This window comes from Homoserinibacter sp. YIM 151385 (genome assembly GCF_027912415.1).
Lineage (GTDB): Bacteria > Actinomycetota > Actinomycetes > Actinomycetales > Microbacteriaceae > Schumannella.
Map to the genome: position 1 here is coordinate 429,969 of NZ_CP115175.1, position 13,417 is coordinate 443,385.

Consider the following 13,417-nt stretch of genomic DNA (forward strand, 5'->3'; position numbering starts at 1 on the left):
GCTCCCGCCCGCGATAGTGTGGCGCGCGTGAGCTCCCCCGATCCCCGGTACCAGCTGAACAGCTCGAGCGTCGCGCCGATGTCGGCGCCGTCCGAGGTCCGCGCCGAGACGGCGCAGCCGGCGCAGCCCGGGATGCTCCAGGCGCCGCCGCGTCGGGGCTCGCTCGTGGGCCTCGCGGTCGTCGGCATCGTCATCGGCTCGATCGCGGCGGCCCTCGTCCTCGGCTACCTGATGCTCGCCTTCGGGCCCGGCCTCGTCGTGGTCGGCGGCCTCCTGGCGCTCGTGCCGCTCGTGATCGTGCTCCTCGGCATCCGCTGGATCGACCGCTGGGAGCCGGAGCCGCGCTCGGCGCTCGTCTTCGGCTTCCTGTGGGGCGGCGGCGTCTCGGTCGTGACCGCGCTCGTCTTCGACCTCGGCGTGCAGTTCTCGATCCAGGGCACGGGCGTCGACCGATCCGATCCCGGATTCCAGTTCGTGCAGGCGGCGGTCCAGGCGCCCGTCGTCGAGGAGGCGGCGAAGGGCCTGGGCGTCCTGCTCATCTACCTGGCTGCGCGGCGCCACTTCGACGGCCCCGTCGACGGCATCGTCTACGCGGCGATCACGGCGGCGGGCTTCGCCTTCACCGAGAACATCCTCTATTTCGGCGGCCAGCTCGCGGAGTCCGGCGGCATCGATGCGGATGTCGTCATGGTCTTCTTCGTCCGAGGCGTGCTGTCCCCGTTCGCGCACGTGATGTTCACGAGCATGACGGGGCTCGCGCTCGGCTGGGCGGCGCACCGCTGGGGGAGCGTCTGGGCGGGGCTCGGCTTCGCGCTCCTCGGGCTGGTGCCGGCGATCCTCCTCCACGCGCTCTGGAACGGCGCGCTGTTCTTCGTGAGCGACTTCTTCGGCTACTACCTCATCGTGCAGGTGCCGCTCTTCGCGATCGGCGTCGCGGTGGTGCACGCGCTGCGCCGCCACGAGGCGCGGCTCACGATGGCGCGCCTCGCCGAGTACGCGGAGGCCGGCTGGATCAACCCCGACGAGGTCGCGATCCTCGGCACGCCGCAGGGACGCCGGACGGCGCTCGCCTGGGCCGGTCGGAACGGCGTCGAGCCGGTGATGCGCGCCTACATCCGGGATGCGACGCGTCTCGCCTTCGCCCGTCAGCGGATCGTCGCCGACCGCGACCGCATCGGCGCGCAGGTCGACCAGGCCGAGCTGCTCGCGGCGATCACGCACTCGCGGCGCGCGCTGCTCGCAGGGCGTCCCACCGGCTGAGCCGGCGGCGGGCTCAGCGGCCCGCGAGCGCGCCGAGGACGGCGAGCAGCGGCTGGAGGACCCAGCCCAGCACGAACACGCCGGCGACGACGATGAGGACCACGGGGACGCCGCGCCGCAGCCGCCGGCCGGGCGCCGCCACGACATCCAGGCTCCGGTCGCCGATCCGCTCGTCGGCGTAGCGCACCGTCTGGCGGACGGTCTTCGCGCCGACCGTGTCGACGATCCGGAACAGCCGCTCGTAGACCGCGGGGTCGCCCGAACCGAAGCCGCGCGAGCGGTAGACGAACAGCCAGTCGTCGACGATCTCGACGTCGTAGGGCGCGGCCTCGTCGATGAGCAGGGCCATGAGGTCGGGCGTGAAGACGTAGAGCGCATCCCGCTCGTACTCCGTCGGGCAGTAGAGCGTGAAGTGCCGGTCGAAGTCGCCCTCGAGGCTCAGCACCTGATCGCGCCGGAAGGACGCGGGGAGGTTGGTGCTCCCGAACAGCCCGTTGTTCGCCCGGGCATCGAGCACCATGTGGGGGAGCTTCCGGTCGAGGTGCATCGCGAGGAAGCCCCAGCGGTGCGTCGTCCGGTTCTTGCCGGACCCGGTGACGTAGCTGTAGTCGCCGAGATCGATGTAGCGCCCCGATTCCGTGCGGAGGTGCTCGTGCACCGTCCGCTCCGAGCCCTGGCCGAAGATCGCGCCGGGATAGCCGGGACCGTGCGAGCGCGGGGTGAAGAGGAGGCCGTTCGCGGCGGCGAAGCGGTCGAGCCGGTACCAGCGCGTCCACCGTCCGCCGCGGCCGACGCCGCGGACCGCGCGGACCACGACGGCGGCGCCGATGGCCGTGATGCCGATCGCCGCGATCGCGCTGATCGACATGGGGAGCAGGCGCGAGGCCGAGGCCTCGCCGGTCGCCATGGCGCCCACGACCCTTGTGAAGCCGCCGACGACGTTGCCGAGGACGAGGAGCGCCACGGGAAGGCCGACGAGGAGGCCGAGGAGCTGCCCGAGAACCGGGGAGGCCGGTGCGCGGCCGGCCGCGACCGCCTCGCGCTTGAAGGCGCGGACCGCCTCCGGGTCGACGGGCTCGGTGAGGGGGCGGGTGTCGAGCGTGCGGGTCACGCGCCCATCCAAGCACCGCGGGGCCGCACAGACTGATCGCCCAGTGGCGGGTCGATGACTCCGGCGCTCCTGGGCGATCAGCTGTTCTGCCTCCAGGGTGCACCCGTCGGCCGGGCGAGTCAAGGGCCGGATGCCGGTCAGCCGCGCGTGCAGCGGCCGGAGACGACGGGGCGGGACAGCCCTGCCGCCGCCGCTGCGACGGGCCCGAGCTCGGCATCCGTCATCGCGTAGCCGAGCTCCGGGTCGGCCGAGCTCTCCGCGAAGACCACGCCGGCGACCTCGCCCTCGAGCGTGAGCAGCGGCCCGCCGGAGTTCCCCGGCTCGACCACGGCGGCGAGCGTCGCGACCTCGCGTCTCGTGCCGCGTGCGCCGTAGATGTCGTCCACGCGCTCGCTGGTCACGGCGAGGACCTCCGCGCCGCCGACCGTGAAGGGGCCGCCGTAGGGATAGCCGAGGACGGCGCCCCGGTCCCCGCGCGCGGGCGTCGCGGCGAGCGCGATGGCGGGGAGGCCGAGGCCGTCGGTCGCGATCACGGCGAGGTCGGTCTCGGCGTCGAACAGCACCACCCGCCCCTCCACGGCGCCGCCGTCCCGCCGCTCGACGACGGGCCGCTCGACCCCCGCGACGACGTGCGCGTTCGTGACGACCCGGTCGGGCGCGACGACGAAGCCCGAGCCCGTCTGGTTCTGACCGCAGGCGTAGGCCGTGCCGCCGACGCGGACGACGGAGGCCGCCGCCGCCTCGAAGCCGGGCCCCGTGCCCTCGAGCGTCGGGGCGCCGGGGGAGCGGGACACCCCGCCGAGCGCGTCGGCGATGCTCGGCAGGCCGTCGTCGAGCACGGCGGCGCGGATCCGGGCGAGCGCGCCGTCCACGGGATCGGGCGTCAGGCGCTCGATCGTGCGGAGGACGCCGGAGCCCGCGACCGCGTTCGAGAGCAGCGGCATCCCGATCGCGCCGACGCTGCCGAGCACGAGCGAGCTCGTGAGGGCGACCGCGACGAGCGAGAGCAGCGCGCCGAGCAGCCGGTCGATCGCGGCGAGCGGCTTCGCGCGGACCGCGCCGCGGACGCTCGAGCCGACGAGGTCGCCGACGGCGTGCCCGCCCGCGAGCAGCCCGATCGCGAGCCCCAGCGCCGCCACCCCGCGCCACTCGGGCGCCGGCACGATCGCGACGACGATCGGGATCGCGAGGAACGCGAGGGCGGCGCCGAGCAGAAGGCCGACGATCACCGCGAGGGTGCGCGCGAAGCCGCCCTTCCAGCCGATCACGAGATAGCTCAGGAGCACGAGGACGAGCGCGATGTCGAGCACGATGGCGATGAGCATCCGGGTCCTCGGGTGGGCCGGCCGGGCGCGGGCGCGCTCCGGCGCGATCGAGCCTAGGGTCTCCGGCCCGGCGCAGTTTGTGCGGATCGGGGCTCGAGGCAGGGCAGGATGGCGGGATGTTCCGCCGCCACCCGGTCCTCAGCGCGATCACGCTCGCGTACCTCGCCGTGGTGGGGTGGCTGACGCTCGGCCCGCAGCCGCTCGACGATCACGGCGACGGGCTCCTGCGGCGGGTGCTCGAGGAGCTCGACCGGCACCCGGCGACCGCGTGGGTGACGTACTCCGGCGTCGAGTTCGCGGCCAACATCCTCATGTTCGTGCCGGCGGGGCTGTTCTTCCTGCTCCTCCTCGGTCGTCGCCGGTGGGTGCTCGCGGTGCTGCTCGGGCTCGCGATGACCTGCGCGATCGAGGCGGCGCAGCTCCTCCTGCCGGATCGGGTGAGCGATCCGCGCGACATCGTCGCGAACTCGCTCGGCGGGCTCCTCGGCGTCCTCGTCGCCCTGCGGTGGACGCGCCCGCGGCGGAAGCGCCGCGCTCGTGCCGAGCGGGCTCGCCCGGGCTGGTAGCATTGCCAGGTTGCCGTCACGACGGCCGCGGATCAAGAGAGCCGGCACAGCAGGTGCCCGGCACCGCGCAACGAGAGGAATGGGGACCGCATATGGGCCTGAACGCAGACGTCAAGAAGGCGATCATCGACGAGTACGCCACGCAGCCCGGAGACACCGGATCCCCCGAGGTCCAGGTCGCCCTGCTCACGCGTCGGATCAAGGACCTCACCGAGCACCTCAAGGAGCACAAGCACGACCACCACTCGCGTCGCGGCCTGCTGCTCCTCGTCGGCCAGCGCCGTCGCCTCCTGGGCTACCTCCAGGAGATCGACATCGCGCGCTACCGCTCGCTCATCGAGCGCCTCGGCCTCCGCCGCTAGGCGCGCCGCGTCGATCGACACCGCGATCTTCTTCACCGAGGCCGTCGCCCCCACGGGGTGACGGCCTCGGTCGTCTCGGGCGGCGGCGGCTCAGGTCGTGAGCAGCGAGATGCCGGCGCCGATCACGATGAGGGCGCCGAGCACGCTCAGGCTCACCACGGTGGCGATGCGGCGGACGGGGGATGCGGCGACCTCGAGCGGCGGACTCGCCGGGATCGCGGCGTCGTGCCGGATCGCGGGCACCTCGTGGAGGTGCTCGCGCGGCGGCGGCGCGTGGTCGGTCATGCTGGGCTCCCGGGGTGCGACGCCGGGGCGCGCGGTGACGATGCCCCCAGGATAGCTCCGCGCCCGGCCCCGGGGGCGTCGTCCGGGCCCCCGTCTTCGCGGGGTGGCCCCCGGGCCTTCGCCTACTTCACGCTGCCCGCCGTGAGCCCGCCGACGAGCCGCTTCTCGATCGCCACGAAGAGGATCACGACGGGCACGATCGCGACGATGCTCACGCCGAACACGTAGTGCCAGCTCGTCTCGTACTGCCCGACGAACTTGGTGAGCGCGACCGAGAGCGGCTGGTTGCCCGCCGTCGAGAGGAGCACGAGCGAGGCCGCGAACTCGTTCCAGCAGGCCACGAAGGTGAAGACGACGGCGGTCACGATCCCGGGGACGACGAGCGGCAGGTCGATGCGCAGGAGCACGGCGATCCGGCCGGCGCCGTCGAGCTGCGCGGCCTCGTCGAGCTCCTTCGGGAGGGTCGAGAAGAAGCTGTGCATGATCCAGACCGCGAAGGAGAGGTTGAAGGCGGCGTTGACGAGGATCATCGCGAGCCAGGTGTCGATGAGCCCCAGGGCGAAGAACTCCCGGAAGAGCCCGGAGGTGAGCACCGCCGGCTGGAGCATCTGGGTCACGATCACGAGGAACAGGAACGCGAGGCGGCCCGGGAAGCGCACGCGGGCCGTGTAGTAGGCGGCCGGCAGGGAGACGGCGAGCACGAGGAGCGTCGCGCAGATGGAGATGACCAGCGTCGAGACGAGGTTCTGCACGAGCGGCGTCTCGGGGGTCGACCACATCGTGAGGTAGTTCTCGAGATGCCACTCGCGGGGGAGGTAGCTCGGATCGACCGAGCGGATCTCGGCCTTCGTCTTCACCGAGCCCAGCAGCATGACCGCGTAGGGGAGCACGAACACGAGGAGCACGATCGCGCCGAGGAGCATCCGGAGCGCGACCCGGCTCGCCGGGACCTGGTCGGCGGTGTACCGCCGACGGCGGACGGTGGCGGCGGTCATGTCAGTCCTCCCGCATCGGGCGCACGACGCGCAGGTAGACGGCGACGATCGCCATGACGATGAGGAAGCCGACGACGCTGAGGGCGCTCGCGACGTCCAGTCGGTGCTGCGTCTGGATGTACTTGAAGATGAGCGTCATGATCGTGTCCGCCTCGTAGCCCGGGAGCGATCCGGTCATGGTCCGCAGGATCGGGAGCGAGTTGAAGACGTTGATGATCATGATGAGCGTCGCGATCGCGATGGCCGGCCGCAGCTGGGGCAGCACGACGCCGAGATAGCGCCGCCAGGGGCTCGCGCCGTCCATGTCGGCCGCCTCGAGGACCTCGCGGGACACCGACTGGAGGCCGGCGAGGAGGGTGTAGGTCACGAAGGGGAGCGAGACGAAGACGCCGACGACGAGCGACCAGCCGAAGGCCGTCTCGGGGTTCTTCGTCCAGCCGTAGCCCTGCGGGGTGTCGATGAGGCCCACGTCGACGAGGAAGGTGTTGACGATGCCGAAGTAGGGCTCGAGCCCGTAGTAGAAGACGAGGGTCGTCATGACGACGCTCGCCGCCCAGGGGATGATGACGGCCGCCCGCACGATCCGTCGGCCGGGGAAGGCCTTGTCGAGCAGCTGCGCGAGCGCGAGGGAGATGACGAGCGTCACGGCCGTGACGACGACCACCCAGACGATCGTGCGGCCGACGATCGGCCAGAAGGCGGGGAAGGCGAGGAGCTCGGCGTAGTTGTCGAGGCCGGCGGAGCCCTGGTCGATCCCGCTGATCGAGATCTCGCGGGTGGAGTTGAAGAACATGAGCGCGGCGGGGAAGACCACGACGCCCGCGATGAGCAGGAGCGCGGGCCCGATCCACGGGAGCGCGAGCAGCAGCTCGCGCCCCCGGGGACGGGCGGGTCTCGCCGGCAGCGAGCGGGCCTCAGCCCGCATCGACCTGCGACTGGATCGCGGCGAGGACGTCCTCGGCCGGATCCGTCGCGATGGTGCCGAGCAGCGACTTGAACGCGGCGTCGGTCGCCGACCAGCGCGGGTTCGTCGAGGGGTAGAACTGCGCATCGGGCAGCGCCTCGAGGAAGGGCTGCAGCGCCTCCTCGCCCGCGAGCGCCTCGGCCCCCGACTTCGTGGTGGGGAGGAAGCCCTCGCCCTGCACCCACGGCGTGTAGACCTCGGCCGAGTAGACGTAGTCGAGGAAGGCCGTGATCGCCTCCTGCTTGTCGCCGTCGTTCTGGAACGCCATGAGGTGGTCGGCGACGCCGAGGGTGAAGGGCGAGCCGTCGTCGGTCGGGATCGGCGCGATCGTGTACTCGAGCTCCGGATTCCCCTCCTCGATCTGGCCGACGCTCGGCGGCAGGCCGATCTGCATGCCGATCTTGCCCTGCACGAAGATGTCGAAGAGCGGGCTGCGGTCGGTCGCGCCGGGGTCGGCCTGGGTGGCGCCCGCGTCGATCATCGCCTTCATGGCCTCCGCGGCCGCGAGGTTCTCGGGGGTGTCGATCGTGATCTCCGACTCGTCGCCGAAGGTCCCGCCGCCGCCGTAGAACCAGACGGCGGCCTCCGCCTGCGCCTCCTCGGAGCCGAGCGGCATCCCGTAGCCCGCGACGCCGCCGCCGAGCCCGCTCACGGCGGTCGCGGCATCCCGCAGCTCGTCCCAGGTGGCGGGGGTCTCGACGCCCGCCTCCTCGAGGAGCGCGTCGTTGACGAAGAGGGCGCGCGCCGAGGCGATGAACGGGAGGCCGTAGACGGTGTCGCCGACGCTCGCGTTCTCGAGGAAGGCGTCCTGGAAGTCGGCGAGGGTCTCGGGGCTCACGACCTCCTCGGCGGGGTAGAGCAGCTCGTCGGCGGCGAAGCCGGCGAAGGGCCCGCCGTTCATGATGTCGGGCGCCTGGCCGGCCTGGATCTTCGTCGTGACGACGTCGTTGAGGTTGTCCCAGGACTGGACCTCGAGGTTCACCGTGGTGCCGGGGTTGTCGGCCTCGAAGCCGTCGATGATCTCCTCCCAGAGGCCCTGGGTGGCGTCGGAGTAGCTGGGGACGAGCAGATCGATGCTGCTCGATCCGCCGTCTGCCGAGCCGCCGCCGCCGAAGCCGCAGGAGCTGAGGGCGAGGGCCGTGATCCCGGCGGTCGCGGCGACGCCGAGGCGTCGTGCCGTGCTGTGCATGCGAGTTCCTCACTGTCTGGCGTGCCGGGATCGCGGAACCGGTCCCGGGGTGCGCACCCGCCGCGAGGTCGTTTCCTAGCCGACCCCGACGACGTTTGTAAGTACGCCTGCCTAACTGTGGCCCGCGAACTGGGGGACGTCAAGCACCGCGGCTAGCATCGGGTCATGGCGTTCTGGCGAGCACGGCTCAGCGACCCCGGCCTCCCCAAGCACGACCAGGGCTCGGGATCCTTCGACGACTACGGCTACGACCTCGCCGCGAAGAACGCCCGCGTGACCATCCGCCTCGCCGCGAGCGACCCCTGCCAGGAGGAGCTCCGCGGCGTGCTCGAGCAGGGCGCCGCCGAGGCGACGACCGCGATCTCGGCCCGGGGCATGGCGGAGGAGCGGGTCGACGCGCCGATCCCGGTGCGGCTGTTCCTCGGCACGCGGGTCTCCGGCGTCGTCGGCGCCGTGCCGCGGGGGCTCGAGTCGGTGGTCGACGAGAACCTCAGGCGGATCGAGGATCGCGGCGACAAGCCCCGCATCCCGGTCTCGATCGTCGAGACGCGGCACGGCATCCGCGTCGACCTGCTCATGGGCGCGGTGCGCTGAGCACCCCGCGGCGGCTCAGGCGCCCGCGGACTCCGCGGCCTGCTGCTGCGTCGCGATCTTCGCGCGGACGTCGTCCATGTCGAGCGCGCGGACCTGCTGCAGGATCTCCTCGAGCGCCGGGCGCGGGAGCGCGCCGGCCTGCTTGAAGAGGCCGATGCCGTCGCGGAAGACCATGAGCGTCGGGATCGCCTGGATGTCGGCCGCGGCCGAGAGCCCGGGCTGCGCCTCGGTGTCGACCTTGGCGAAGACGACGTCCTCGTGGTCCTCCGAGGCGCTCTCGTAGATCGGGGCGAAGGCCTTGCAGGGCCCGCACCACTCGGCCCAGAAGTCGACGAGGACGATGCCCTCGCCGGTGATGGCCTGCTCGAAGTCCTGCTCGGTGAGATCGACGGTCGACATCCGGACAGCCTAGGCGGCACGCGCGCCGTGCGCCGGACGGGGTCATCCCCGCGGATGAATCCGATGTGCCGCACGGGGGAGATCCCGCGCCGGGGGCCGTCGGTCGCGCGTCGGCCGTCCTACGGTAGAGGCATGCTCCGCGCCCTCACGACCCGCCAGCTGGTGGCCGACGCCGTCATCGCGGGCGTCGTCTTCCTGGCGTTCCTCGTGTGGGTGCTCGTCCTGGGGATCGTCCCGGGGCTGCTCGTGCTCGTGCTCTACAGCGCGGCCGTGTTCTTCCGGCGGCTCCAGCCGGGGATCGGACTCGCGATCGCCTGGGCGGCATCCCTGCTGCACATGGCCGCGCAGCTCGACCCGAACCCGATCAACCTCCTCGTGCTCGGCGTGCTCTACGCGACCGCGCGGCACGGCTCCAGACTCGTGCGCTGGCTCGGCTTCGCCTCGGCCTTCGTCGCGGCCGCCTTCATCGCCGCCTACGTGGTGCTCGTGCCCGCCGTGATCGAGTACCTGGGCGGGGGCGGCGGCAGCATCCTCCTCCAGCGCGTCACCCTCGGCGCCTTCCTCTTCGGCGCGGCCCTCGCCGGGTTCCTGCTCTGCTGGACGGCCGGCCTGCTGGTCGGCACCTGGCAGGTCGCGCGGGCGAGCGCGGCAGCCCGCGAGGACGCCGAGCGGGAGGTCGTGGCCGAGCAGGAGCGGACCAGGATCGCGCGCGACATGCACGACGTCGTCGCGCACTCGCTGGCGGTCGTCATCGCCCAGGCGGACGGCGCCCGGTATCTCAAGGGCAAGGACCCGGCGGCGCTCGACGGCGCGCTCGACACGATCGGCTCGACCGCCCGCGAGGCTCTCGCCGACGTCCGGGTGCTGCTCGGCCAGCTCCGCCACAGCCAGGGCAGCGCCCCCCAGCCCGTCATCGCCGACCTCGAGCGCCTCTACGCGCAGCTGCGCGCCGCGGGCCTCGACGTGCGCGAGGAGCGAAGCGGCGAACCGCATCCCCTCGGCACCTCGCCGCAGCTCGCCGTGTACCGGATCGTGCAGGAGGCGCTCACCAACGCGCTGCGGCACGGCGACACGGCCGAGCCGGTGCTCATCCGCTTCGACTGGGCGCCCGGCGGTCTGCACCTCTCGATCTCGAACGCGGTCGGCGCGCCCCGCTCCGGGCCCATCCCGGGCACCGGGCACGGGGTCGCCGGCATGACCGAGCGCGCCCTCATCGTCGGCGGGCGGCTGGATGCGGTCCGCACCGATGATCGCTACACCGTCCGCGCCTGGCTGCCCTCCGGCGAGCGCGCCGCAGAGAGGACCGCCCAGCCATGACCGAGCCCATCCGCGTCGCGCTCGTCGACGACCAGGCGCTCTTCCGCGCCGGGATCCGCATGCTCGTCTCCTCGCAGGACGACCTCGAGTTCGTCGGGGAGGCCGGCGACGGCGTCGAGGGCGTGCGGCTCGCGGCGGAGCAGCGGCCCGACGTCATCCTCATGGACATCCGGATGCCGGTCATGGACGGCATCGAGGCGACGGGTCGGATCCTCGAGCGCATCGAGCCGGGCGGCGACGGACCGCGGGTGATCGTGCTCACGACCTTCGACCTCGACGAGGCCGCGACCCGAGCCATCCGGGCCGGGGCGTCCGGATTCCTGCTCAAGGATGCCGACCCCGAGTTCCTGCTCGCCGCGATCCGCACCGTCCACGCGGGGACCGCGGTGATCGCCGCCTCCGCGACGCGCGAGCTCTTCGAGCACTTCGACTCGCGCGCCCAGCGCGAGCCGGTCCCCGCGGCCTTCGAGGAGCTCACGGCGCGCGAGCGCGACATCTTCCTCCTCGCGGCGCGCGGGCTCAGCAACAGCGAGATCGCCGCGAGCGAGTACGTCAGCGAGGCGACCGTCAAGACCCACATCAGCCGCGTGCTCGCGAAGCTCGGACTCCGCGACCGCGTGCAGCTCGTCGTCTACGCCTTCGAGCACCGGCTCGTGGACTGAGCCGGCGGCACGCCGCGCCGCGGCTCGGCTCCGGCGGGCGCCCTCCGCGACCCGGCGATCCGCGCGATCCGATCGGCGGATGCGGAGATCATCCCCGAGGATGAGGAGCTCGCGACCGGAGCCGGATCCGGCGGCGGAACCGCGTCCGTAGCGTCGAGGACATGGAGATCACGACCACGGACCTGGGGCTCGTCGCCCGCGTCCAGCACCTCGCCAAGACCTACGGGAGCCACGGTTCGCCCGTCTCGGCGCTCGACGATGTCACCCTGGGCATCCGCCGCGGCGAGTTCACCGCCATCATGGGCCCCTCCGGCTCCGGCAAGTCGACGCTCATGCACATCATGGCCGGCCTCGACAGCGCGAGCTCCGGCCGCGTCTGGCTCGGCGACGCGGAGATCACCGGGATGCGGGACGCCCAGCTCACGCTCCTGCGCCGACGCCGGGTCGGCTTCGTGTTCCAGTCCTTCAACCTCGTGCCGACCCTCGACATCGAGGGCAACATCCTGCTGCCCTTCGAGCTCGACGGCCGCCGCCCGACCGCGACCGAGCGCGCCTGGATCGACGAGCTCGAGACGGCACTCGGCCTCGGCGGCCGCCTGCGGCACCGGCCGCACGAGCTCTCGGGGGGCCAGCAGCAGCGCGTCGCGATCGCGCGCGCGCTCGCCAGCCGGCCCGACCTCGTCTTCGCCGACGAGCCCACCGGCAACCTCGACTCGCGCACCGGCCGCGAGGTCCTCGGGCTCCTCGCCACCGCGAGCCGCGACTACGGCCAGAGCATCGCGATGGTCACGCACGACCCCATCGCGGCGAGCTACGCGGACCGCATCCTCTTCCTCGCCGACGGCCGACTCGTCGAGGAGCGCGCGGGCATGACCCCCGAGGCGATCTCGACGGCGATGCTCCAGATGGAGGGCGCGGCATGAGGGCCGTGGACCGGCGCGAGCACGCGCCCAGCATCCTCGTCGCGGCGCTCTCGAGCGCCTTCGGCGTCGCGCTCCTGCAGATCACCGGGCTGCTCGCGGCGGCGATCCGCGCCGCCCCCGGCACCGGCGGCAGCGACATGGTGGGCGTCATGCTGAGCATCGTCGCCCTCGTGTTCGTCGCGATCGCGGTCTACGTCGGCGCGATCGTCACCGCGAACACCTTCGCGACGATCGTCGCCGGCCGCGCGCGGACCATCGCGCTCCTCCGGCTCATCGGCGCGAGCGCCGTCGCCCAGCGCCGGGCCGTCGCCCGCGAGGGGCTCGCCGTCGGCATCGTCGGCGGGCTCCTCGGCGCGGTCGTCGGCACGCTCGCGGCGCTCGGGCTCGCGGGTCTCGCGCGCGGCGCCGGGTGGCTGCCCGAGATCTCGTACTCGTGGATCGACCCCGTCGTCCTCGTGCCCGTCGCGGCCGTCGTGCTCACGACCTGGCTCGCCTCCTGGATCGGCTCGCGCCGCGTCCTCTCCGTCACGCCGCTCCAGGCGCTCGGCGGCGCGCAGGAGCTGAGCCGCGAGGAGGCCGTGCAGCGGCCCGTGCGGAACCGGGTCGCGATCGCGCTCTTCGCGCTGGGCACGCTGCTGCTCGCCGCGGGCGTGCTCGTCGGCCTCGTGAACCCGCTCGGCGTCCTCATCGGCGTCGTCGGCGGCATCCTGTCCTTCTCCGGCCTCGTGCTCGGCGCGCACCTCGTCATGCCGCCCGCGCTCCGCCTCGTCGGGCGCCTGCTCGGCCGCGGTCCCGCCGCGCGACTGGCCGCCGAGAACGCCCTCCGCTACCCCGAGCGCAGCGCGCGCACCACGATCGGCGTCGTCATCGGCGTCACGCTCGTCACCATGTTCGGCGTCGCGATCGCGAGCTTCGAGAACATCATCGCGGCCGCCCGCGCCGAGCAGCCCGACGTCTATCAGGGCACCGACGAGATCCTCGCGACCGTCACGCTCGTCTTCTCCAGCCTCGTCGGCTTCAGCGCCCTCATCGCCGCCGTCGGGCTCGTCAACAACCTCTCCCTCAGCGTCCTGCAGCGCACCCGCGAGCTCGGGCTGCTGCGTGCCCTCGGCTTCAGTGCCCGCCAGCTGCGGAACATGGTGCGCGCCGAGGCCGGCCAGCTCACGGTCGCGGCCCTCGCCGTCGGGCTGCTGCTCGGCGCGGGCTACGGCTGGGCGGGGGCGCAGTCCCTGCTCGGCTCGATCCAGGGGAGCCCCGGCATCGTCGTGCCGGGCATCCCGTGGATCGTCGTCGGGGTCGTCGTCGGGAGCGCCGTCCTGCTCACCTGGATCGCCTCCGCGGCACCCGCACGGCGCGCGACGCGGGTCTCGCCGGTCACCGCGCTCGCGGTCCAGTAGGGGCGCGGGCCCGGCGCGGTGCTACCCTGGGTCCGTGCTCTTCGGCCGCCTTCTCCTTAGCTGCCGCG

The 13,417-nt window shown here is 72.9% G+C and carries 15 protein-coding genes; 8 read left to right on the plus strand and 7 right to left on the minus strand.

Annotated elements, in window-relative coordinates; translation table 11 throughout:
- Positions 1–27 precede the first annotated feature (27 nt).
- Complete coding sequence (locus tag OF852_RS02075; RefSeq protein ID WP_271120157.1) at positions 28–1,260, plus strand: PrsW family intramembrane metalloprotease; 1,233 nt, start codon at positions 28–30, stop codon at positions 1,258–1,260.
- 13 nt (positions 1,261–1,273) lie between these two features.
- Here the strand turns inward: OF852_RS02075 and OF852_RS02080 are convergent, their stop codons facing one another.
- Both OF852_RS02080 and OF852_RS02085 read right to left on the minus strand, forming a co-directional pair.
- Entirely contained in the window at positions 1,274–2,371 is a 1,098-nt protein-coding gene (locus OF852_RS02080; protein ID WP_271120158.1) for a hypothetical protein, read from the minus strand.
- A 137-nt stretch (positions 2,372–2,508) separates the two neighbouring features.
- Complete coding sequence (locus tag OF852_RS02085; RefSeq protein ID WP_271120159.1) at positions 2,509–3,696, minus strand: MarP family serine protease; 1,188 nt, start codon at positions 3,694–3,696, stop codon at positions 2,509–2,511.
- Positions 3,697–3,812: 116 nt separating this feature from the next.
- Between OF852_RS02085 and OF852_RS02090 the strand changes: the two genes are divergently transcribed.
- Positions 3,813–4,262: a VanZ family protein gene (locus OF852_RS02090; protein ID WP_271120160.1), complete on the plus strand. Its 450-nt coding sequence runs from the start codon at positions 3,813–3,815 to the stop codon at positions 4,260–4,262.
- Positions 4,263–4,354: 92 nt separating this feature from the next.
- Entirely contained in the window at positions 4,355–4,624 is a 270-nt protein-coding gene (gene rpsO / locus OF852_RS02095; RefSeq protein ID WP_271120161.1) for a 30S ribosomal protein S15, read from the plus strand.
- A gap of 90 nt (positions 4,625–4,714) precedes the next feature.
- Here rpsO and OF852_RS02100 read toward each other — a convergent pair whose 3' ends face one another.
- The 4 genes from OF852_RS02100 to OF852_RS02115 form a co-directional block, all read right to left on the minus strand.
- Positions 4,715–4,909: a hypothetical protein gene (locus OF852_RS02100; protein WP_271120162.1), complete on the minus strand. Its 195-nt coding sequence runs from the start codon at positions 4,907–4,909 to the stop codon at positions 4,715–4,717.
- Between the two features lie 122 nt (positions 4,910–5,031).
- Positions 5,032–5,904, minus strand: a complete 873-nt coding sequence (locus tag OF852_RS02105) for a carbohydrate ABC transporter permease (protein ID WP_271120163.1) — start codon at positions 5,902–5,904, stop codon at positions 5,032–5,034.
- A 1-nt stretch (position 5,905) separates the two neighbouring features.
- Positions 5,906–6,829, minus strand: coding sequence for a carbohydrate ABC transporter permease (locus OF852_RS02110; RefSeq protein ID WP_271120164.1), 924 nt, complete (start codon positions 6,827–6,829; stop codon positions 5,906–5,908).
- Positions 6,819–8,057: an extracellular solute-binding protein gene (locus OF852_RS02115; RefSeq protein WP_271120165.1), complete on the minus strand. Its 1,239-nt coding sequence runs from the start codon at positions 8,055–8,057 to the stop codon at positions 6,819–6,821. Before OF852_RS02115 ends, OF852_RS02110 begins: the two co-directional genes overlap by 11 nt.
- Before the next feature lie 165 nt (positions 8,058–8,222).
- On the opposite strand from OF852_RS02115, the gene OF852_RS02120 reads away from it, so the two are divergent.
- A complete protein-coding gene (locus OF852_RS02120) occupies positions 8,223–8,651 on the plus strand; it encodes a hypothetical protein (RefSeq protein ID WP_271120166.1) in 429 nt (142 codons plus the stop codon).
- Positions 8,652–8,666: 15 nt separating this feature from the next.
- Here the strand turns inward: OF852_RS02120 and trxA are convergent, their stop codons facing one another.
- Positions 8,667–9,050 carry a thioredoxin gene (gene trxA / locus OF852_RS02125; protein ID WP_271120167.1) on the minus strand — a complete coding sequence of 128 codons (384 nt, stop codon included), beginning with the start codon at positions 9,048–9,050 and terminating at the stop codon, positions 8,667–8,669.
- A gap of 132 nt (positions 9,051–9,182) precedes the next feature.
- Between trxA and OF852_RS02130 the strand changes: the two genes are divergently transcribed.
- The 4 genes from OF852_RS02130 (at position 9,183) to OF852_RS02145 (ending at position 13,349) form a co-directional block, all read left to right on the plus strand.
- Positions 9,183–10,367 carry a sensor histidine kinase gene (locus OF852_RS02130; RefSeq protein ID WP_271120168.1) on the plus strand — a complete coding sequence of 395 codons (1,185 nt, stop codon included), beginning with the start codon at positions 9,183–9,185 and terminating at the stop codon, positions 10,365–10,367.
- Positions 10,364–11,029, plus strand: a complete 666-nt coding sequence (locus tag OF852_RS02135; protein WP_271120169.1) for a response regulator — start codon at positions 10,364–10,366, stop codon at positions 11,027–11,029. The genes OF852_RS02130 and OF852_RS02135 overlap by 4 nt, the downstream gene beginning before the upstream one ends.
- 161 nt (positions 11,030–11,190) lie before the next feature.
- A complete protein-coding gene (locus OF852_RS02140) occupies positions 11,191–11,952 on the plus strand; it encodes an ABC transporter ATP-binding protein (protein ID WP_271120170.1) in 762 nt (253 codons plus the stop codon).
- On the plus strand, positions 11,949–13,349 hold the full coding sequence (locus OF852_RS02145; protein WP_271120171.1) for an ABC transporter permease: 1,401 nt from the start codon (positions 11,949–11,951) through the stop codon (positions 13,347–13,349). Before OF852_RS02140 ends, OF852_RS02145 begins: the two co-directional genes overlap by 4 nt.
- Positions 13,350–13,417 lie beyond the last annotated feature (68 nt).